19 protein-coding genes are annotated in these 19,210 nt (G+C 62.9%); 12 read left to right on the top strand and 7 right to left on the bottom strand.

Going from position 1 to position 19,210, the window contains the following annotated elements; genetic code table 11:
- Nucleotides 1-116 precede the first annotated feature (116 nt).
- Nucleotides 117-1,187, bottom strand: coding sequence for a LacI family DNA-binding transcriptional regulator (locus tag CO670_RS19495; RefSeq protein WP_097591752.1), 1,071 nt, complete (start codon nt 1,185-1,187; stop codon nt 117-119).
- Nucleotides 1,188-1,362: 175 nt separating this feature from the next.
- On the opposite strand from CO670_RS19495, the gene CO670_RS19490 reads away from it, so the two are divergent.
- The 6 genes from CO670_RS19490 (at nt 1,363) to CO670_RS19465 (ending at nt 8,068) form a co-directional block, all read left to right on the top strand.
- On the top strand, nt 1,363-2,190 hold the full coding sequence (locus CO670_RS19490; protein WP_097591751.1) for an ABC transporter substrate-binding protein: 828 nt from the start codon (nt 1,363-1,365) through the stop codon (nt 2,188-2,190).
- Between the two features lie 76 nt (nt 2,191-2,266).
- Nucleotides 2,267-3,787 carry an amino acid ABC transporter permease/ATP-binding protein gene (locus CO670_RS33675; RefSeq protein WP_097591764.1) on the top strand — a complete coding sequence of 507 codons (1,521 nt, stop codon included), beginning with the start codon at nt 2,267-2,269 and terminating at the stop codon, nt 3,785-3,787.
- Between the two features lie 62 nt (nt 3,788-3,849).
- Complete coding sequence (locus tag CO670_RS19480; protein WP_097591750.1) at nt 3,850-4,986, top strand: FAD-binding oxidoreductase; 1,137 nt, start codon at nt 3,850-3,852, stop codon at nt 4,984-4,986.
- A 76-nt stretch (nt 4,987-5,062) separates the two neighbouring features.
- A complete protein-coding gene (locus CO670_RS19475) occupies nt 5,063-5,563 on the top strand; it encodes a hypothetical protein (RefSeq protein WP_097591749.1) in 501 nt (166 codons plus the stop codon).
- A 188-nt stretch (nt 5,564-5,751) separates the two neighbouring features.
- Entirely contained in the window at nt 5,752-7,650 is a 1,899-nt protein-coding gene (locus tag CO670_RS19470) for a potassium transporter Kup (RefSeq protein WP_097591748.1), read from the top strand.
- A 166-nt stretch (nt 7,651-7,816) separates the two neighbouring features.
- Entirely contained in the window at nt 7,817-8,068 is a 252-nt protein-coding gene (locus tag CO670_RS19465) for a hypothetical protein (protein WP_097591747.1), read from the top strand.
- A 125-nt stretch (nt 8,069-8,193) separates the two neighbouring features.
- Here the strand turns inward: CO670_RS19465 and CO670_RS19460 are convergent, their stop codons facing one another.
- Nucleotides 8,194-8,385, bottom strand: a complete 192-nt coding sequence (locus tag CO670_RS19460; protein WP_097591746.1) for a helix-turn-helix transcriptional regulator — start codon at nt 8,383-8,385, stop codon at nt 8,194-8,196.
- Nucleotides 8,386-8,746: 361 nt separating this feature from the next.
- Here CO670_RS19460 and CO670_RS19455 point away from each other — a divergent pair, with 361 nt between their 5' ends.
- A complete protein-coding gene (locus CO670_RS19455; RefSeq protein WP_097591745.1) occupies nt 8,747-9,049 on the top strand; it encodes a hypothetical protein in 303 nt (100 codons plus the stop codon).
- Nucleotides 9,050-9,083: 34 nt separating this feature from the next.
- On the opposite strand, the gene CO670_RS19450 is transcribed toward CO670_RS19455, so the two are convergent.
- Nucleotides 9,084-9,812, bottom strand: a complete 729-nt coding sequence (locus CO670_RS19450; protein ID WP_097591744.1) for an endonuclease/exonuclease/phosphatase family protein — start codon at nt 9,810-9,812, stop codon at nt 9,084-9,086.
- Nucleotides 9,813-9,935: 123 nt separating this feature from the next.
- Between CO670_RS19450 and CO670_RS19445 the strand changes: the two genes are divergently transcribed.
- Nucleotides 9,936-10,898 (top strand): lysylphosphatidylglycerol synthase domain-containing protein, encoded by a 963-nt coding sequence (locus tag CO670_RS19445; RefSeq protein ID WP_097591743.1) that lies wholly within the window; start codon nt 9,936-9,938, stop codon nt 10,896-10,898.
- On the opposite strand, the gene CO670_RS19440 is transcribed toward CO670_RS19445, so the two are convergent.
- Nucleotides 10,842-12,353 carry a phospholipase D-like domain-containing protein gene (locus tag CO670_RS19440; RefSeq protein WP_097591742.1) on the bottom strand — a complete coding sequence of 504 codons (1,512 nt, stop codon included), beginning with the start codon at nt 12,351-12,353 and terminating at the stop codon, nt 10,842-10,844. The genes CO670_RS19445 and CO670_RS19440 overlap by 57 nt on opposite strands.
- A 114-nt stretch (nt 12,354-12,467) precedes the next feature.
- On the opposite strand from CO670_RS19440, the gene CO670_RS19435 reads away from it, so the two are divergent.
- Nucleotides 12,468-13,718: a DUF763 domain-containing protein gene (locus CO670_RS19435; protein WP_097591763.1), complete on the top strand. Its 1,251-nt coding sequence runs from the start codon at nt 12,468-12,470 to the stop codon at nt 13,716-13,718.
- 2 nt (nt 13,719-13,720) lie between these two features.
- On the opposite strand, the gene CO670_RS19430 is transcribed toward CO670_RS19435, so the two are convergent.
- Nucleotides 13,721-14,638, bottom strand: coding sequence for a DMT family transporter (locus CO670_RS19430; RefSeq protein WP_097591741.1), 918 nt, complete (start codon nt 14,636-14,638; stop codon nt 13,721-13,723).
- A 219-nt stretch (nt 14,639-14,857) separates the two neighbouring features.
- Between CO670_RS19430 and CO670_RS19425 the strand changes: the two genes are divergently transcribed.
- Both CO670_RS19425 and CO670_RS19420 read left to right on the top strand, forming a co-directional pair.
- Nucleotides 14,858-15,040 (top strand): hypothetical protein, encoded by a 183-nt coding sequence (locus CO670_RS19425; RefSeq protein WP_097591740.1) that lies wholly within the window; start codon nt 14,858-14,860, stop codon nt 15,038-15,040.
- Nucleotides 15,034-17,334 (top strand): heavy metal translocating P-type ATPase, encoded by a 2,301-nt coding sequence (locus tag CO670_RS19420; RefSeq protein WP_210202689.1) that lies wholly within the window; start codon nt 15,034-15,036, stop codon nt 17,332-17,334. The genes CO670_RS19425 and CO670_RS19420 overlap by 7 nt, the downstream gene beginning before the upstream one ends.
- A gap of 17 nt (nt 17,335-17,351) precedes the next feature.
- Here CO670_RS19420 and CO670_RS33035 read toward each other — a convergent pair whose 3' ends face one another.
- Together CO670_RS33035 and CO670_RS19415 are read right to left on the bottom strand one after the other, a co-directional pair.
- Nucleotides 17,352-17,519 (bottom strand): hypothetical protein, encoded by a 168-nt coding sequence (locus tag CO670_RS33035; RefSeq protein ID WP_176538982.1) that lies wholly within the window; start codon nt 17,517-17,519, stop codon nt 17,352-17,354.
- A gap of 182 nt (nt 17,520-17,701) precedes the next feature.
- Entirely contained in the window at nt 17,702-18,505 is an 804-nt protein-coding gene (locus tag CO670_RS19415) for a CBS domain-containing protein (protein ID WP_097591739.1), read from the bottom strand.
- A 292-nt stretch (nt 18,506-18,797) separates the two neighbouring features.
- Between CO670_RS19415 and CO670_RS19410 the strand changes: the two genes are divergently transcribed.
- Nucleotides 18,798-19,169, top strand: a complete 372-nt coding sequence (locus tag CO670_RS19410; RefSeq protein WP_097591738.1) for a hypothetical protein — start codon at nt 18,798-18,800, stop codon at nt 19,167-19,169.
- Nucleotides 19,170-19,210: the final 41 nt, after the last annotated feature.

The raw sequence follows: 19,210 nt of genomic DNA, 5'->3' as shown, positions 1-19,210 counted from the left end.
AATCGAGCAGGATTCAAAAATCGCGCCCGACGCTCTAAAGCGGACACATCCTCTTTCTCAGCGGAGGCCGGAAAAACGGGATCACCAGAACCCAGCATTCGGCCGAACCGGCACCGTCACCGGCCGATCGTCGCGACGGAGCCGCGTATCACTAGGCTCGTTGCGACCTGCAGACGCTCGACGGCAAGAGGGGCTCGCTCGATGCGGGCGACCAGGCGCTCGCCGGCGAGCTTGCCCATCTCGTAGACGCGCTGGTCGACGATGGTGATCGGCGGAACGGTGACGCTGGTCCAGTCGGCATCCAGGAAGGAAATCATCGAGACGTCGTTCGGGATCGAAAGCCCAAGCGACTGCAGCGATTTGAAGATCCTGAGCCCGACGAGGCTGTCCGATGCCAGGAGCGCCGTCGGCGGTGACGCGTCCTGGAGCAGGCGTTCGATCACCGCGTCCGTCTGCCGCTGGTCCGTGGCGCCGAGCCTGACATAGTGAAGCGGGTTCGGCAGGTCCGCCTCAGTCAAAACGCCGACAAAACCCTCGACGCGTTCGCGTACCGCCGAATTCGAGATCCGTCCGATGTCGGTCAGCCCGCCGTCCTCCGCTTCCATGGCCGAGACATAAGCGAGCCGGCGATGTCCCTGCCCGATGAGGTATCGGGTTGCGGCGGTCGCGGCGTCGCGGTCGTCGCCGGTCACGGCGTCGACATCGAGTTCCGGGATGCTGCGGTCGAACAGCACCAGGGGCACGCCGGCGCGGCGGACCTGTTGCAGATGCTCCATGCTGTCGCAGCGGGCGGGTGTGACGATCAGCCCGTCGACGCGTTTGCCGATCAGCAGGTCGACCGCCGATTTTTCCGCTCCGAGTTCTTCGCCGGAATTGGCGATGATGACGTTGAAGCCGGCAAGGCGGGCCGCATCGGTGATGCCGCGCACGGCGAGGCTGAAGAAAGCATTCTCGATATCCCCGACCACCACCCCGATGATGCCGGACCGTCCGGTGCTCATGCTGCGGGCGAGTTCGTTCGGGCGGTATTCGAGCGCGGCGGCTGCCGCCATGACCTCGTCCCTGATCTTGTCGCTGACGACGCCATAGCCGCCGAGCACGCGGGCGGCCGTCGCCTTTGAGACGCGCGCCGCCTTCGCGACGTCGGCGACCGTGACTGAACGTTTCGGAGCAGCGGAATCTTCCATGGGGCAGCACTACAAGAGTTGTTGACGGCCGGTCAATTGACAGATATCAAATATGCTTTGAGACCGGTCTCTTTATAAAGGAGACCGGTATCTTGTCCAGACGCCTCTGCCGAGATCGGCAGGGCGGGGCAAATCCGAATGCCGACAAGAGCATCCTTCAGAGCGGAGAACGACCATGAAGCCTTTTCAATCTTTCGCAGCGATCGCGGCACCCGTGCGGGCCGGCCTTCTGACATGTCTGCTGGCAATGGGAGCCGGTTCCGTGGCCGCGGCGGAAAACCCCTATAATCTCATCGAGCCGGGGACGATCAGCGTCGGCACGATGGGCGACGCCAAGCCCTATACGTTCGCGACGGCGGACGGGCAGTTCACCGGTTTCGATATCGAACTGTTCCTCAACGTCGTCTCCCGTATCGGCTTTCCCAAGGACAAGGTGACGTTCACCGGCCAGGAATTTTCAGCCCTGCTGCCGTCGGTCGCAAACGAACGGTTCGACGTGGCCGTCGCGGCGATCGGAACCACCGAGGCCCGCAAGAAGACGGTGGATTTTTCCGATGGTTATCTCGCCGGCTACCTCTCCGTGCTGACGCCGGATGCGGCGATCAAGGATGCGGGCGGGCTGAAGGGCAAGCGCCTCGGCGTCGTCCAGGGAACCCTGCAGGAAGTCTATGCCGCCAAGAATTTCGGCGAGACCGATCTGGTGAAATTCCCCGACAACAATTCCGCCGTCGCCGCGCTCAACAACGGCACGATCGACGCGCATTTCCTCGACTACGAGGCCGCCAAGCAATATGGCGAGCGCTATCCGGCGCTGAAGGTCGCCGTCAACATCCCCTCCTTCGACGCGCCGGCGGGCTTCGTGATCCACAAGGGCAATGACGCCTTCCGCACGGCGCTGAACGGCGCGCTACACGAGGCGATGCAGGACGGCACCTGGAAGACCCTCTACGAAAAATGGTTCCCGGGCTCGCCGATGCCGGACCAGTATCTTCCCAAGAAGTGAGGCTGCTCGCCGTCCGCTGACGAACGGCTGACCCTTGCCGGCTGCATGTCCGGCAAGGGCTTCGATGGGGATTGCAATGAACTGGCTTGAAAATCTGCGCCGCAGCTTCCTCGACTGGGATGCGATGGCCGAGGTGCTGCCGAGCATGATCAGCGTCGGCCTGAAGAATACGCTGATCCTGGCGGCCGCCTCGACCGTGCTCGGCGTCGTCATCGGCATGGTGCTGGCGGTCATGGGCATCTCCCAATCCCGCTGGCTGCGGCTGCCGGCGCGCATCTATACCGATATCTTCCGCGGGCTGCCGGCGATCGTCACCATCCTGATCATCGGCCAGGGCTTTGCCCGGATCGGACGGGATATTTTCGGCCCGTCGCCGTTCCCGCTCGGCATCCTGGCGCTCAGCCTGATTGCCGGCGCCTATATCGGCGAAATCTTCCGCTCGGGCATCCAGAGCGTCGAGCGCGGCCAGATGGAGGCCTGCCGAGCGCTCAGCATGAGCTACGGGCAGGGCATGCGCCTGATCGTCATCCCGCAAGGCATCCGCCGCGTGCTGCCGGCGCTGGTCAATCAGTTCATCGGCAACGTCAAGGATTCGAGCCTCGTCTATTTCCTGGGTCTGCTCGCCTCCGAGCGGGAGATCTTCCGCGTCGGGCAGGATCAGGCCGTCGTCACCGGCAATCTGTCGCCGCTGCTGCTGGCGGGCGTGTTCTACCTCGTCATCACCGTGCCGCTGACCCACTTCGTCAATTTCATCGATGCGCGGCTGCGGCTGGGAAAACAGGGACATGGCTCTGGGGCTGCGAGCGGATTGGTCGAGGTGAGCGAGTTGCAGGCGGCCGCCGAACCCGCTGCCGCCGACAGGCCGCGCTTCAAGGGTGGGGCGCTCGGCATCCGCGATCTCAGCATGGCTTACGGCGAACTCGACGTGCTCAAGGGCATCGATCTCGACATCGCGCCGGGCAGCGTCACCTGCATCATCGGCCCGTCCGGCTCGGGCAAGTCGACGCTGCTGCGCTGCCTGAACAGGCTGGTCGAACCGAAGGGCGGCGACATCCTGCTCGACGGCGACAGCATCCTCGCCATGAAGCCGGAGAAGCTGCGCCGGCGCGTCGGCATGGTGTTCCAGCATTTCAACCTGTTTCCCGATCACACCGCGCTCGAAAACGTCATGCTGTCGCTGACGAAGATCAAGAAGATACCGAGACAGGAGGCGCGGCGCATCGCCGAGGCGCGCCTAGCCGAGGTCGGGCTCGCCGCGCGCAGGGATCACCGTCCGTCCGGCCTGTCGGGCGGGCAGCAGCAGCGCGTCGCCATCGCCCGCGCGCTCGCCATGGATCCCGAGATCATTCTCTTCGACGAAGTGACGAGCGCGCTCGACCCCGAGCTGGTGAAGGGCGTTCTCGATCTGATGGCGGCGCTCGGCCGCCAGGGCATGACGATGGCGGTCGTGACCCATGAGATGGGATTTGCCCGCCGCGTGGCTGACCAGGTGGTGTTCATGGACGAGGGACGGATCGTCGAGGCAGGTTCGCCACAAGAGATCTTCGACAATCCGAAAAGCGAGCGGCTGCAGCGCTTCCTCGCGGAAGTCCTCTGAGACGGCCCCCAGGCGCCTGATTTCGTTCCAGTGAAGCAAAAGCAGGAAACAAGGTTATCGACATGAATGCTTCCCCCAAACCTTCGAAGGTCGTCATCATCGGCGGCGGCATATTCGGCGTCTCGACAGCGGTCCATCTCGCCCGGCTGGGGATCGCCACCGTGCTCGTCAATGACGGGCCGCTTGCCAATGGCGCTTCCGGCCGCTCGCTCGCCTGGCTCAATTCGGCGCGCAAACGCTCCGATGCCTATCACCGGCTGCGTCTTGCCGGCATCGACCGCTATCGCACGCTCGCCGCCCGATATCCCGATGCGCCCTGGCTGCGCTTCGAAGGCGGCCTGACCTGGGATGCGGATGACGCCAGCAACGAGATCGCCGAAATCGTCGATTATGAGCACGCGCTCGGCTACCACGCGCAATGGCTCTCCCCTGATGAGATCGGCGGGGCCACACCGGGCGTCGACGCGAGCGCCGTGACGCCGCAAGGCGCGATCTTCAACCCGGGGGAGGGCTGGGTCGATCTTCCCTCGCTGATCAGCATTCTCGCAGAGGAATTCCGTGTCCTCGGCGGCGAGATCGTCACGGATGCCGGACGCGCGACGGTCGAAATCGAAGGTGCGCGCGTCTGCGGCGTGACCGCTGCGGATGGCCGGCGCTGGGAAGCTGAGTCCGTCTTGCTTGCTGCGGGCGGCGCCGTTCCCCAGATCGTGGCCGAGGTCGGCGAGACGATCGAGGACGCGACGCCGGTCGCCCTTCTCGTCAGGACCAAGCCGGTCCGCCACCCGCTGAAAGCTGTGCTCAACACGCCCCGCGTTGCCATCCGGCCGACACCCAATGGCGGTTTCGCGCTCGATTCCGCCTGGTCGGAGGAAGAGGTCGGCATCAAGGCGGACGGTAGCTATGAGGTCAGGCAATCGACGCTGGACGGGCTGCTGCGCGAGGCTTCGAAGGTTCTGGAAGGCAACCCCGCGCTCGAAATCGAGGATTACGGCGTCGGCCCGAAGCCGATCCCGGGCGATGGCGAGCCGGTTTTCGGCGAACTGCCGTCGATCTGGGGGTATTTCGTCGCCTTCAGCCATAGCGGCGCGACGCTCGGCCTGATTGCCGGCGAATTGCTCGCCGACGAGATCGCCACCGGACGCCGCCACCCGCTGCTGGCGGATTTCCGGCCGGAACGCTTCAGCCCGCCGGGGCAATGAAATCGTCTTCTGCCGGCGGAAGGGATCAATTTCGGCCATCGGGCGTTCTGCCGTGAGGAAACATGGGAGACGCATCATGTTCAAGAACGAACCCGCCGGCACGAACGACAGGCTCGACGATGCCGGCATTCCGCTGACAGATAGAGGAGAGGCCGAGATCAATCCTGACCTCGTCAGGCGCGAGGGTTTTGCGAGCGAGGCGGAATACCGTGCCTATCTCGCCACGCTCGGCCAGGATGTCCCGTTCGAAGCCTATGTCGTGGAAACCGTCGAGGTCTCCGAAGGGCATGCTCTCGAAGGCCGTCTGCGGGAGTTGCGGGAAGAGCTCGAAAATCTCCGGGCCAGGCTCCATGTGATCAGGGATCAGGCCGCAACCGTCGTGACGGAAAACGTCCGATGGGCCGATGCCAGCGCGCATGCGCAGCTCGGCGACCGGCCATGGCTCAAGCTGGCGGGCGCGATGGCGGCGGCATTCGTCGTCGCGCGCGGCATCCGGCGGCTGCCGCTCGGAACCGTGGCAACCACGGCCCTGCCGCTCGCTGCCGCCGCCCTGAACCGGAAATTGGCGAAAGCCTGATGCCGGGACATATGAGTTTTCGAGCGGGGTCATGTTCTGTTTCCCTTGATTTGAACCGGGATTCCGATTTAAGGCGACCAGGCCTAAAATCTGGGGATCCCGGTGAAAATCGATTAGGCTAGAATGTCGTTTCAAATCGCGGTGGCCGCACCATATCCTTGGTCTGGGTCAACAGCCGAGGATGCCTGATGAGTGCAACAGCCCACGAAGCCAGCAGCCACCATGGTTCGCGACAGTTCGCGGGGCTTCTGATCGGTGCGGTCGGCGTCGTCTATGGCGACATCGGCACCAGCCCGCTTTATGCCTTTCGTGAGGCGCTTCGGCCCTTTGCCCATGATGGCGCGGCTCCGCACGAGGTGATCGGGCTGATCTCGCTGATGATCTGGACGCTGACGATCATCGTCACCTTCAAATACGTGCTCTTCCTTCTCAGGGCCGACAATGACGGCGAGGGCGGCACGCTTTCGCTGCTCGCGCTTCTGATGAAGAAGACGAAAAGGCACGCGACGATCTTCTTCTTCGCGGGCATCATCGGTGCGGCCCTTTTCATCGGCGACGCCATGATCACGCCGGCACTCTCGGTTCTTTCGGCGCTCGAAGGCCTGAAGCTGGTGACGCCTGTTTTCACGCCCTATGTGCTGCCGATCGCAGTGGCGATCATGCTCATGGTCTTTCTGGTGCAATCGGTCGGAACCGCCGCCGTGTCCAAGCTGTTCGGGCCGATCACGCTCGTCTGGTTCGTGGTCATGGGCATTGCTGGCCTGCTTCACATCGCCGACGATACGTCGATTTTCGCCGCACTCAACCCGTTCTACGCCTTCGACTTCATCACCCATGCGGGCTTCGTCGGCCTCGTCATCCTCGGCGCGGTATTCCTGACCGTGACGGGCGCGGAAGCGCTCTATGCCGATCTCGGGCACTTCGGACGCAAGCCGATCCAGGTCGCCTGGTTCGCGGTGGTCTTCCCGTCGCTTGCTCTCAACTACCTCGGACAAGGCGCCCTCGTCCTCAAGAACCCGGCTGCCGCATCCGATCCGTTCTTCCTGCTGTTTCCGGAATGGGCGATGCTGCCCGCCGTACTCCTGGCGACCGCCGCGACGATCATCGCCAGCCAGGCTGTCATAACCGGCGCCTTCTCGCTCGCCCGCCAGGCCATTCACTTGGGCTTCCTGCCGCGTCTGGAAATCTGCTTCACCTCCGCGTCTAACACCGGCCAGATCTATGTGCCCGCGGTCAACATGGTGCTGCTGATCGGCGTGCTCGCCCTGATCTTCTCTTTCGGCAGCTCGGAATCGCTGGCAACGGCCTACGGGATCTCTGTCACGGGCGCCATGGTGGTCACCACCATCCTGTCGTTCCAGTTCCTTCGCGCCGTCTGGGGCTGGACGGTGCTCGCCGCCCTTGCCGTCCTGCTTCCGCTCTTCGTGCTGGAGAGCGTCTTCCTCAGCGCCAACCTCCTGAAGATCCACGACGGCGGCTATGTTCCGGTGCTGATCGCCGCCGTGCTGATCGCGATGATGTGGACTTGGAAGAAGGGAACGCTGCTCGTGCGGGACAAGGCCGCGCGCAACGACATTCCGCTTGCCCAGTTCGTCAGGTCGATCGAGCGCAAGTCGGAACATAGCCCGGTCGATGTCCCGGGAACGGCGATCTTCCTCTCGAGCGTTCCCGACATGGCGCCCAGCGTTCTGCTGCACAACATCAAGCACAACAGGGTCCTTCACGAGCAGAACGTCATCCTGAACATCAGGACGGCGTCGCGGCCCTATGTGCCGGAATCCCAGCGGGTGACGATCGAGCGGATCTCGCCCCGCTTCAGCAAGATCCAGCTGAATTTCGGCTTCATGGAAGATCAGAACGTCTCGGCGGCCATGCCGCTTTGCCGGCAGGCGGGATTCCAGTTCGAGATCATGTCGACCTCCTTCTATGTCGGGCGGCGCAAGCTGGTCGGCGATCCCAATACCGGTCTTCCCCGCTGGCAGGACCGCCTGTTCATCGCCATGGCCGGTTTCGCCATCGATCCCTCCGATTATTTCCAGCTGCCGAGCAACCGCGTCGTCGAGCTCGGCGAGCAGATGGTGATCTGACCGGCCGCCATCTTCTTGCCGAAGTGTGCGTGAAATCTTGCCTTTCCTGACGCGTGTCGCGCAAAAGTGTGGTGCGGTTTTGCGGCAACGACATGCGTGAAAGCAAAAGCCTAAAGCGCAATGAGCGGATCTGAAAGATCCCGACGCGCTTTAGAAGGAGGCAGGCATGGCTGGATATGACGACCGCTACGTCGAGATCACGACGCGCCTTCGCTCGGTGCAGTCGTTCTGCGACTTCCTCTCGCAGGGCGCAACCGTGCGCGTCGCCTTGTCGGAGGGCGCGCCCTACAAGGATGTGACATCGGCTCTCCTGGACCGGAACCGCAGGGAGGCCGAAGCGCTCGCCCGCACGCGCCGGCAGCTCTATCCCGAGCTTGCCGACGAAGACGTGATGCCGCCGCTCTATAGCCGTCACTGACGCGCCGTCGACGGCGCGTCGTGTTCGTCGAGGTTGGCTGAATTGATGAGCCTTCTAATGCTGGCGGTGTGACGGACTTCAATGGTGGGACTGTCCGCCGAAGTCTCTATCTGTGTCGTTAAAGCTCAGCCGAGAGCATGGTCGATACGATCGACGTGATGCTGAGGCACATTGTTGCCCGGCTCTTCGGCCGCGGCAATTTCATCAATTGTCAGTCCGGTCGCGATTGCAAGGTCTTCCAGACTGTAACCCTTTGCAAGCCGCGCCTGTTGAAGGCGCAGCGCAAGCATCGTATTGCTGCTGGCAAATTGATCCATATTCGTCTCCGATTAAATTGCGTCAATGAACTCGCGGGAAGGGCAATCTGTTCCTTGCGAGCCTTCGCTTAAAGAAGCGTATCAGCCTGCCAAAAAGGCAGGCTCGGGGTTTTCCCAAGCCTGCGCCCAGCTGAGCTGGCCGCAGCCGTTTCTATATGGGTCAGATGATGAAGCTTATCAACCTCTTGAGGCGGCCCCATTCATCCATCCTTAAGGGTAGGGCGCTCTCGGCAAAGCGTTCAGGCGCTCCGAGCCTGTTTCGAAACTTGCCGGCACGGTCCGCACCCCGTCCGCCATCGAACGCATCTTTCGGACATTTCGCGCGTTTGCAGCCTACCAACAACAAATCGCAGGCGTCGCGATGAAGGCATTGGCAGCCGGTTTGAACCCCGCATTTGGCGATCTCGCTCCTTCGGAACGGCAGGCGATGCTGGAGAAGCTGGCCGTGACACTGGAGCGGAATGCGAGGTGGGCGGCGCAGGAAGGTGATGACGCGCTTGGGACCGCGATGCTCTCGGTTGGAACGGCGATCCTGTCTGTCGCCGGAGATCTGGCTGCAACTGATGCCGTTCTGGCTGAAGATGTTGCGACACGCGCCCTCGGGCTTATCACCACTTTTCACTGCAGGCATCCGCAATATCCGCTAGGGCCGATGCTGCATTGATGAGATCCGCGCGATTCCGCCCAACGCCCGATGGTCAGGCGAAACCGATTTCCGCAAGCAGCGGGAGATGGTCCGAGGCGACCCTCGTCAGCCGGGTTTCCAGAACTTTTGCCTGTTTGACGACGAGATCGCCGGTCACGAAGATGTGGTCGAGGCGCATCAGCGGATAGCGGGAGGGAAAGGTGGCTTTCGGCGCACCCGGGCCGGCGAGCTGCGCATCCTTCAGCGAGCGGGCGACGAGCCGGTAGGTGGCGGAGGAGGGGATGGCGTTGAAATCGCCGCAGAGGACGGTGGGAAGAGGCGTTTCCGCCGTTCCGTGCAGCCAGCCGGAATTCAACAGCGTCGTCATCTGGCGGATGCGCTCGCGGCCGCGAAGGCCGAGATGGGTGTTGACGACGAGCAGTTTCCTGTCGCCAACCATGATCTCGACGGAAAGCGCGCCCCTGGCTTCGCCGATCGAGGGCAGCGGGCCGGCCTTGACCGCGCCTGTCGGCAGGGCGGTGATAATGGCATCGCCGTATTGTTCTTCGGCGACCGACAGCGCCGGATGGAAATGCGCCTGCATCTTCAGAAGCGAGGCGATCACATGCGCCTGGTCGATGCCGCCGGTCCTGCGCCTGCCGACGTCCACCTCCTGGAGCGCGATGATATCGGCCCCCGTCTCGGCAATGACGGAAGCGATGCGGCCGGGATCGAGCTTCCGGTCGCTGCCGATGCAGCTGTGCACGTTATAGGTCAGGAGTTTGATCGGTTTGTTCGGCATGGCCCACTGAAAGCTTGTTTCCCCGAGGGGGACACAGAACTCGTCCTCCCCGGGGGAACACAGAACTCGTTTGATCGTTCCAGAAGACGAGCCCCGCCGCCCGCACTTCGGAATGGATGATCGATGAGCCTGAAAAGCATAATCTTGAATGGACTGCTCGTTGCCGCGCTTTGTCTTGCGGTCTTTCTTCTCTACCGGATTTTTCAGCAATATAGCCTTGATGAGATCGTCCAGTCGGTTCGCAGCATTCCATTTTCGACCTTCTGCACGGCGCTTCTCTTTGCGGCTGCTTCCTATCTCTGCCTCAGTTGTTTCGATTTCCTGGCGATCCGTTCGCTCGGCAAATCCTTGCCCTATCGGAAGATCGTGCTCGCCTCCTTCATCAGTCTTTCGCTCGGCCACAATATCGGCTTTGCGGGGCTGAGCAGCGGCGCCTTCCGCTATCGCTTCTATTCGCGCTGGGGGCTGACGACGGAGGATGTGGCGAAGATCATCCTGTTTTGCGGCGTCACCGTGGGGCTTGGGCTCGTCACGCTCGGCGGGCTCGCGCTGACCATCAATCCCGATGACGCGGCACGCCTGCTGCGCGCCGATGCGGCAAGCACCCGCATCTTCGGGCTGCTGGCGCTGATCGTGCCGGTCGTCTATGCGGGCCTCGCGTTTTTCATTCGCGGACGGCTCAGGCTGTGGCGCTGGTCGTTTCAGCTGCCGCGCTTCCCGATCGCGGTGGCGCAGGTGGCTGTCGGGACGATCAATTTCATGCTGGTGTCCGCCTGCCTGCACCAGATGCTCTCGACCTCAGGCGACGTGGCCTTCTTCCGGTCGGTCACGGCTTACGTGCTCGCCAATTCGGCGATCCTCGCAACGCATATACCGGGCGGTCTCGGCGTGCTGGAGGCGACCGTTTCCTATGTCGTGCCGCAGGAAGCGTCGATCGGCGCGCTGATCGCGTTCCGTTGCGCCTATTTCTTCATCCCGCTGATGCTCGGCACGACGCTTCTTCTCGTCAGCGAAGTCGTCTTCCGCCGGTCAGGCGGTGGTGCGGGAGAAGAAGCGGAGGAGGGCGCCGAGGCCCAGTCTGTGTAGGAGCAGGAAGGGCCGGCCCGGATCGAAGATCGCAGTGCCTGTGACCGGCGAAACCCTGCCGGACAGCTCGACGGCAAATTCCCTGAGGCCCGGAGGACCATTGTTCAGCGCGTCGATCGCCGCGATCACCGAACCGCTCTGCGCGTAGGCCGCGGCAAAGGTCTCGGGGGCCTTTCCGAGATATTCCGCCAGCAGGCGATTGCGCAGATCCGCGATTGCGCGCCGATGCTCGCCGTTGCTGGCTTCAAGTAAAAGATCACATTCCGAATCAAGACCTTCCGAGCGATTGTTAAGGTTGGAGGAGCCGATGCGCAGAAGCTCGTCGTCGGCGATCATCAGTTTCGAATGGATGAGCACCTCCACCTCGCCCTCTTTCCCCGGCGCAGGCCCCGGTACGACTGGGTAGTAGACGCGCAGTCGGTTTGCGCGATCGGCGCGCTTGAGGCGGCGGATGACGCGGTCGCGATTGCTGCCCATGACGAGTTTTTCGATCAGCCCATGCGAGCTGCGCGTACAGATGACGACCACTTCAGGTCCGTCCTGCTCCTGCAGCCGCGCGGCGATGGCGTCGGCGACACGGAAGGAGGCGAGATATTGCGCCTCGATATAGAGCTGGCGCCGCGCCCGGGCGATGATATCGAGCGTCGAGGCGATGCCGTCGCAGATGCCGCAGCGCAAGGTGGTCGACGGCTCCGTCAGCACGAAGCGGACCGGGATGTCCCGCAGCGAAAAGGCAAGATCCTCAGGCCAGGAGAAGGGCGCGCGCTCGGCAAGCGGCGAGTGCTTTTCGCCGGTGGCGTTTTCCCAGCGCCGCCTGGCGATATCGCCGATCAGCCGGGCGGCGTCGCCGGTGACCATCGCCTGAACGTCATGCAGCGGATCGTAGGAAACGCCTTCGGGATCGCGGCGCAGCTTCTCTCTTGCGCGGTGGCGGCGGGTGTCCCATCGCCGCGACGTCAGGTCGATGCCGCCGATGAAGGAAACCGCATCGTCGATGCAGACGAGTTTCTGATGATGGCAGCCGCGAAAGGCGTCCGGGAGATCGAAGCGCAGGTCGATCCTGGCGTTCCTAGGGAAGTTCTTCTTGCGAAGCACCTGCAGCGATTTTTCCGAATAGATCGGCCCAAGCGCCCAGATGAGGATGCGAATTTCGAGCTCTGGATTTGCTTCCGCCAGCGAATGCAGCAGGTCGGCCAATGTTTCGTCGGATTTTCCCGGTTCCAGCAGGATGTCGGGATTGAAATCCCATCCGATGATCCAGACCCTGCGCCGCGCCTGTCGCAGCGCGCGAGAGACTTCGGCGAAATATTTGTTGCCGTTGATCAGGAAGGCAGCCTTCGCAGCACTGCCGTCGAGGCGCAAGGCGCTGCCCTGCTGTTTTTCGTGATCATCCCCATGCCTTGATTTTACCTGGGGCAAGCTCGGGTCATTGAACATGGTTTCGAATGCGGTCATGATTGCCTCGGCCTCTAACGGGTAGCAAACGCACGGAATTTTCCCGGGTTCCCGATGGCAGGCGAGGCGGCTGCGATCTGCGGCCGCCGGCCAAGCGAAATGCAAGGAAATGAGATGTCACAGCGAGCAGGCAGCGCCGATCTTCCCCTTCACGGGGGACGCGTGCCGCATTGGCTCGGCGACCGGATGACGCGGCTCGGCGCCCTGATCACCGAGGCGATCGTCCATCATTACGGCCGTGACGAATTCCTGCGCAGGCTCGCCCATCCCTTCTGGTTCCAGTCCTTCGGCGCGGTCATGGGCATGGACTGGCATTCCTCCGGCATCACGACCAGCGTTCTCGGCGCGCTGAAGCGCGGGCTGAAGCCCCGCGCCGGCGAACTCGGCCTGCATGTCTGCGGCGGCCGCGGCGCGCATTCGCGCAAGACCCCGCAGGAGCTCGTCTCGATCGGCGAACGTGTCGGTCTCGATGGCGAAGGGCTCGCGACCACGAGCCGTCTCATCGCCAAGGTCGACAGCGCCGCCCTGCAGGACGGCTTCGATCTCTACCTGCATGGCTTCATCGTCGCCGATGACGGCCATTGGGTGGTCGTGCAGCAGGGCATGAACGGCGACAAGCGGCAGGCCCGGCGCTACCACTGGCTCTCCGAAGGGCTCGAAAGCTTCCTCGACTCGCCGCATGCGGCAATCGAGGGACGCAGCCAGGGCGAGATCGTCAATCTTGCCGACAAACGCGCGGAACGCTCGCGGCGCGGCCAGCTCGATCTTCTGGCGACGCTCGGCCCCGACCGGATCGTCCGCGAGGCCGCCGCACTGCTGCGCGCCGAAGAACCGGCGGCCGAGCCCGCCGAGCAGCCGATGCTGCCGCATCTCATCATGCCCGCCCATCACGATGTGCGCGAGAGCGACGTCAACATGCGCCGCCTGCACGGAAATCTGGCCGCCGCGGCCGATCGCGGGCCGGCGGATTTCCAGCAACTGCTGCTCGTCCCCGGCGTCGGCGCACGCACGGTGAAGGCACTGGCGATGGTGGCGGAAGTCGTGCACGGCGCACCCTGCCGCTTTTCCGACCCGGCGCGCTTCTCGATCGCCCACGGCGGCAAGGACCGCCACCCCTTCCCGGTGCCGCTCAAGGTCTATGACGAGACGATCGGCGTGATGAAATCGGCGGTGATGAAGGGCAGGCTCGGACGCGAGGAAGAGCTGCAGGCGCTGAAGCGCCTGGACGAGCAATCCCGCCAGATGGAACGCTACGTCACCGGCCCCGACCTCAAGGAAATCATCGCCGGCGAATTCCGCCAATCCGCCGATTTCGGCGGCCGCAGCGTCTTCGGCTGGGAGCCGCCGGCGGCCGCGGACGATTGATCTCAGTGGCCGTCGGGCGGGACGGCTTCGGCCGGAACCGTCTCCTTCAAATTCTTCCGGTGGAAGATGAAAAGCCCGGCGAAGACGATGATCGCGGCGCCGATGACGATCTGCATGTCGGGAATGTCGTTGAAGAAGATGTAGCCGAGCACGATCGCCCAGAGCAGCAGCGTATATTGCATTGGCGCCAGCAGCGATGCCGGCGCGAGCTTCAGCGAGCGCGTAATCAGCAGATGCGCGCAGGTGGCGACGACACCGAGCAGCAGCATGCCGGACCAGTCGACGAGCGTCGCCGGCTGCCAGTTGCCGATGCTCAAGCCGATGCCGGTGACGAGGGCGGCGACCGTCTGCCATGTCACCAGCGTCGTGTCGCTGGTCGAGCGCAGATAGCGGCTCATGACGAGCGACAGCGCAAAGGAGAAGCTGCCGGCAAGACCGAAGAAGGACGGAAGCGACAGCATCGCGGTCGACGGACGAAGCGCGATGACGACGCCTGCGAAGCCGACGAGAACGGCGAGCCAGCGCCGCCAGCCGATCTTTTCTCCGAGAAAGAAGTGCGAGAGTGCGGCAATGTAGATCGGCCCGGCCATATAGAAGGTCATGACGTCGGCGAGCGGCAGATAGGCGACGGCCGCATAGAACAGGGCGACATCGCCGGTCGCCATGGCGACCCGCATGAACTGGAGGCCCTTCTGTTCGACGCGGAACAGGGCCATCGGCCCCTGCCGCAGGATCATCGGCCCGAGCACGATGAAGGCCCCGACCGAGCGGATCACCAGCACCTGGCCGACGGCAAAGCTCGTCATCAACCATTTGCCCATCGCATCGTTCAGCGCAAAGAGCAGATCGCCGAGCAGCATCAGCACGACGCCCGTCATGATCAGGTTTCCGGCACCGACGACGGCCGTCTTGGTCTTCATTCCTCGAATCCTCGCAAAAACGGCCGCGCATGCACGACCAAGTGCGGCTTCGGCCTTAACGCCGCCGATGTCAACCGTCCGTTTGAAAAGCCGGCATGCTGCGAGACGATGCTGCGTCGATGTACAGGCGTGCGGCGCTGCGGGCTGGTCCCTTTGCGGTAGGTCAATGAGCAATTTCAAGTCTTCTCTACAATGCAATCGGTGCAGAAGAGGGGTGCGATGATCGTTAACATCCTCAAGCGTCGGCAAGTCGTCGAAGCACGCGGTGAAGCTCAAGCGATCTACTATTCGCTTGCAAACTATCGCAGCGAGAAAGCGCTTCACGTCCTCAACAGCGCAGCCATCAGTGCGCGGCTTCAGGAGGATCTCGGTTGCAGCAGCGAGGCAAAGTCCAGATGCTGATGCGAGGCTGGCGTCAGGCCAAGGCGTGGATATTGCCATTGGTCGCACTGGCGCTGGCCACCGGCGGGGGTGCCAGATTGGCAGGGCAGCAGGACCTTGCTGGGCAGTTGTGGGCAGCCGGAACGGTTGTGGTCTTCATCATCCTCATCATCGATATCGGAAAAGGTCTGCTCAAAAAGGAATTCGGCCTGGATCTCATTGCGGCGCTGGCGATGGCGGGAGCCTTGTTCCTCGGGGAATATCTGGCCGGGATCGTGGTTGCACTCATGTTTACCGGCGGGCAGTTTCTGGAGAATTTCGCCCAAAACCGGGCTGGTCGGGAAATGACGGCGCTGCTCGGCCGCATGCCAACCAGCGCAGTCCGCTACGAAGAAGGAGGACTGCGCGAGGTTGCCCTGTCCAATATCGTGCCCGGCGATCGCATTCTGGTGCGCCGCGGCGAGGTTGTTCCTGTTGATGGCATCGTTTCCGGGACGGTCGCTGTTCTCGACGAGTCCGCGCTCACCGGCGAAGCGCTGCCTGTCCGACGAAAGCCCGGGCAGGCAGTGATGAGCGGCTCCACGAATGGTGGAGATGCTTTTGATCTTCAGGCGACCAGCGAGGCCGCCGACAGCACCTATGCCGGGGTCATCCGGCTGGTGGAAGCCGCGCAAAAGTCGAAGGCGCCGATGGTCCGGTTGGCCGCCCGGTTCGGCCTCGGATTCCTGGCCTTCACCTTGGTTATCGCCGGCTGGGCATGGGCGTCGACGGGCGATGCCTTTCGGGCTCTTGCCGTCATTGTCGTTGCGACGCCCTGTCCGCTGATCCTTGCGGTGCCGGTTGCCATCGTCTCCGGCATCTCGCGTTGCGCAAGGAAGGGCATCCTGGTCAAGGACGGAGGCGCTCTCGAAGCGCTCGCGGCCGCAAAGGCATTCCTGCTCGACAAGACCGGAACGTTAACCGATGGTCGCGCCCGGCTGATCGAGATGAAGGTGCGCGGCGATCTCGACCCTGCAGAGGTCCTGAGGCTGGCGGCATCGCTGGACCAGAGTTCTTCTCATGTGATGGCCCGGGCTCTCGTGGCCGCCGCCCGAGAACGAGGGCTGTTGCTCGATATGCCCACCGACGTTCGTGAAGCGCCCGGTTCGGGTTTGGTGGGGCGCATAGGCGGTCGAGAGATTGTCGTTGGAGGGTGGGGCTTTGTGCGCGCGAAAGTCGAAGACTCGGCTTTCACCCGGGAGGTCGAGGCTTGGATACGGCGCGAGGGAACAGTCGCGATCATCGTGGCGGTCGATGGCGCGCTTGCCGGAGCCATCCTGCTGGCGGATCAGATTCGATCCGAGGCAGGTTCCGTGCTGCGACATCTGCGCGAGGCCGGCGTCACGCGCATCGTCCTCGTTACCGGCGATCGTGCAGATCTTGCTGAAGCCGTTGCCGCGTTTGTGGGTGTCGACGACGTCATCAGCGACATGAAACCTGAGGACAAGACAAATGCTGTCGAGGCGGAGAAGGCGAGGGGCCTCCCCGTTGCGATGATCGGGGACGGCGTCAACGACGCGCCTGCGCTGGCGGCGGCCGATGTCGGCATAGCAATGGGCGCGCGCGGCGCTGCCGCCTCATCCGAGGCGGCAGATGTCGTAATCCTGGTCGACCGTCTCGACCGTATCGTCGATGCTCTGCGCATTGCACGCCGCTCGCGCGCGATCGCGCTGCAAAGCGTGTATGCCGGCATCGGCCTTTCGATTGTTGGCATGGTCGCGGCTGCATTTGGCTATCTGGCGCCGGTGGAAGGGGCGCTTCTGCAGGAAGCGATCGATGTCGTGGTCATTCTGAATGCACTTCGCGCACTGGGGCCGCCTCTCTCGTTCGGCGCCTCATCCGCCGGGCTGAGCGGCAAAGATCTCTTCGGACTGGAGGCTGAGCATACGGCGCTGGCGGACGTCATCGACGATATCCGCATCACGGCCGAGCGCATACATCGCCTTCCCAAGCCGCGGGCACGCGACGAGCTTGGACGGCTCGATCGCGAGCTATGCGAACGTCTCCTTCCGCATGAGAAACAGGATGAACAGGTCTACGCGCGTCTTCGGCGGCAAAGCGGGGCGCCCGATATTCTGGCTGGGATGAGCCGAACCCACATGGAGATCCGTCGGCAAGTCCATGAGCTGAGCGCCTTTTGCAAGGCCTTTGAAGGCGGAGTGCCGACGGAGACGCAGCTCTATGAAGTGCAACGGCTGCTGCATGGCCTCGAGGCCATCACGCGCCTGCATTTCGCACAGGAGGAAGAGATCTACCGGTCGCTGGAAGCCGAATGAGCTTCGCTGTTCTGCAACTACTGTGGTGTCGAGCGCAGTAGGGGCGCGTTCTGCTGATTGTGATCGATCATCGGCTTGACCAGCAGGATGCTGAAGATGGCGGCCAGCATCAGGATGACGACGATCAGCAGAAGATGATCGACGATAAGCCAACGCAGCCAGCGTCTGGCGGAAAAATGGTTCATGGCGGTTCCCTGGATATTGCCGACCCCGGAACGTCGTCGACCGCGATGCCTATTCCTGTCGCAGCGCGTGCTGAGTTTCGTGGGTGCGAGAGCTTGCCAATCGTTGATGCCTGCGTTGCAGAGCGTGAGCCCCATCGCAAGTTCAACGGCCCTCACCCGAAGCGTGAACGCTGCGACATCGATCAGAGATAAAACCCGGGAGGCGGCACCGGCATATCTGGGGGTGCGACGACCTGGACCCGGTCATCCACCCGTTTCACCCCGGTCGTGTTTTCCGCCGCAACGTGCAGAGCGGTCTTTTCCCGGGAGTCGAGCACCCGGCCCTCGAGGGTGACGACGCCATCGGCGACGGATAGACTGACGGAGTCTCCCCATTTTTGCTTCGCCAGTTCAGCTTCGAGCGCATTTCGAATGTCGCTGTCGGTTCGCGTCGAACAATGGCTGGTCATCTCGCGCACGAGCGCTGCCATGATGTCGAAGCGGGTGACGATCCCGATGACTTTATCGCCTTCGACGACAGGAAGGCGCTTGACGTTTTTCTCGGCCATGAGCTCGGCGGCGGTTTCGACGGATGCGTCCGGCTGAATGGTCACCGCCGGAGAGGACATCACTTCTGTGACGTCATTCCCGAAGCTTTTCGCATATTCTTCCGCAAGCAGGCCGCGAGACGAGAAAAATGCGCGCCAGAGGCCGTGATGAATCTCGGTGTGGATTTCCCCGCGCCGCAGGAAATCACTTTCGCTGATGATCCCCAGCAGGCGTCCCTCGCCGTCGACAACGGGCAGGCCGCTGATGCGGTGGTCCAGCATCGTGTTGGCGGCCTCCCAGATCTTGGTATTCGGCCCGATCGTCGTCGGACCGGGAGTCATGATCGATCGAACTTTCAGCATTTTTCTGCCTCCTTTATTGAAAGCAGGATACGGCCGCTCGAGCGGCGTTTCGTTGATCGCTGTCAATTGACGTCGCCGCAGTTTACGCAGCGGCATGTCACCTCAACGACCTGCGGAACTCGCGCAGCGAGAATGCGAACAGCAAGGCTGTGATCCCCGCGAAATGCCTGTTCGGTGCGGACTGCATGATCGTCTGTATCGCCTGAGGCATGCTTTCGCGCGGCGCAACGCCATTGATCCCGACCCGATGATCTCGACTGGTCTGTTGGGCCGATGAGGTCGCCTTGGCGGGATGCCCACATTGTCCGGCCGGGCTGGTCTGTTGACCCAGATCAAGGAGGCGTCTGGATCGCGACGATAAGCTTGAGGAGGATCAGAGGAGCTTGCGATGTTCGACGACGCAGTGGAGATGATGAACAGGACAATGCCTGCAGCAACAGGGCACTTTTTCCCGGCGGCCTGCAAATGGAACATCGAGGCATATAAGGCCATTGCGCGCTTCCAGGTCGAGCTGCTCACCTTTTACGGGCGCCGGCTCCAGCTATACCAGGCCTTCCTGGATGATTTGGTTGAGAGCGTCGAACTCCACGATACGTTCGAGGTCGTGGCTGACTTTACGCAGAATGCAATAGCCGAAGGCCCGCGGGAGTCAGCGCGATTGGCCAGGATCATATCAAGAATGGGATCGTCGACGACGAAGGTTATGCGCGAGCTGGCGGACGACACGATTGAAGACATGGGTGCCCAAACCTGCTCGTAGGATGCGCCGAAACCGCATCTTGCGAACCGTTTGATGCGCGT

It is taken from the genome of Rhizobium sp. J15 (assembly GCF_002531825.1).
GTDB lineage: Bacteria > Pseudomonadota > Alphaproteobacteria > Rhizobiales > Rhizobiaceae > Rhizobium.
The sequence above is the reverse complement of the archived record's forward strand: the minus strand, read 5'-3'. Positions and strand labels throughout refer to the sequence as shown.

Excerpts from the sequence above, each read along its gene's own strand:
- CO670_RS19495 (WP_097591752.1), bottom strand. The coding sequence starts at position 1,187 with ATGGAAGATTCCGCTGCTCCGAAACGTTCAGTCACGGTCGCCGACGTC.
- CO670_RS19490 (WP_097591751.1), top strand. The coding sequence starts at position 1,363 with ATGAAGCCTTTTCAATCTTTCGCAGCGATCGCGGCACCCGTGCGGGCC.
- CO670_RS33675 (WP_097591764.1), top strand. The coding sequence starts at position 2,267 with ATGAACTGGCTTGAAAATCTGCGCCGCAGCTTCCTCGACTGGGATGCG.
- CO670_RS19480 (WP_097591750.1), top strand. The coding sequence starts at position 3,850 with ATGAATGCTTCCCCCAAACCTTCGAAGGTCGTCATCATCGGCGGCGGC.
- CO670_RS19475 (WP_097591749.1), top strand. The coding sequence starts at position 5,063 with ATGTTCAAGAACGAACCCGCCGGCACGAACGACAGGCTCGACGATGCC.
- CO670_RS19470 (WP_097591748.1), top strand. The coding sequence starts at position 5,752 with ATGAGTGCAACAGCCCACGAAGCCAGCAGCCACCATGGTTCGCGACAG.
- CO670_RS19465 (WP_097591747.1), top strand. The coding sequence starts at position 7,817 with ATGGCTGGATATGACGACCGCTACGTCGAGATCACGACGCGCCTTCGC.
- CO670_RS19460 (WP_097591746.1), bottom strand. The coding sequence starts at position 8,385 with ATGGATCAATTTGCCAGCAGCAATACGATGCTTGCGCTGCGCCTTCAA.
- CO670_RS19455 (WP_097591745.1), top strand. The coding sequence starts at position 8,747 with ATGAAGGCATTGGCAGCCGGTTTGAACCCCGCATTTGGCGATCTCGCT.
- CO670_RS19450 (WP_097591744.1), bottom strand. The coding sequence starts at position 9,812 with ATGCCGAACAAACCGATCAAACTCCTGACCTATAACGTGCACAGCTGC.
- CO670_RS19445 (WP_097591743.1), top strand. The coding sequence starts at position 9,936 with ATGAGCCTGAAAAGCATAATCTTGAATGGACTGCTCGTTGCCGCGCTT.
- CO670_RS19440 (WP_097591742.1), bottom strand. The coding sequence starts at position 12,353 with ATGACCGCATTCGAAACCATGTTCAATGACCCGAGCTTGCCCCAGGTA.
- CO670_RS19435 (WP_097591763.1), top strand. The coding sequence starts at position 12,468 with ATGTCACAGCGAGCAGGCAGCGCCGATCTTCCCCTTCACGGGGGACGC.
- CO670_RS19430 (WP_097591741.1), bottom strand. The coding sequence starts at position 14,638 with ATGAAGACCAAGACGGCCGTCGTCGGTGCCGGAAACCTGATCATGACG.
- CO670_RS19425 (WP_097591740.1), top strand. The coding sequence starts at position 14,858 with ATGATCGTTAACATCCTCAAGCGTCGGCAAGTCGTCGAAGCACGCGGT.
- CO670_RS19420 (WP_210202689.1), top strand. The coding sequence starts at position 15,034 with ATGCTGATGCGAGGCTGGCGTCAGGCCAAGGCGTGGATATTGCCATTG.
- CO670_RS33035 (WP_176538982.1), bottom strand. The coding sequence starts at position 17,519 with ATGAACCATTTTTCCGCCAGACGCTGGCTGCGTTGGCTTATCGTCGAT.
- CO670_RS19415 (WP_097591739.1), bottom strand. The coding sequence starts at position 18,505 with ATGCCGCTGCGTAAACTGCGGCGACGTCAATTGACAGCGATCAACGAA.
- CO670_RS19410 (WP_097591738.1), top strand. The coding sequence starts at position 18,798 with ATGTTCGACGACGCAGTGGAGATGATGAACAGGACAATGCCTGCAGCA.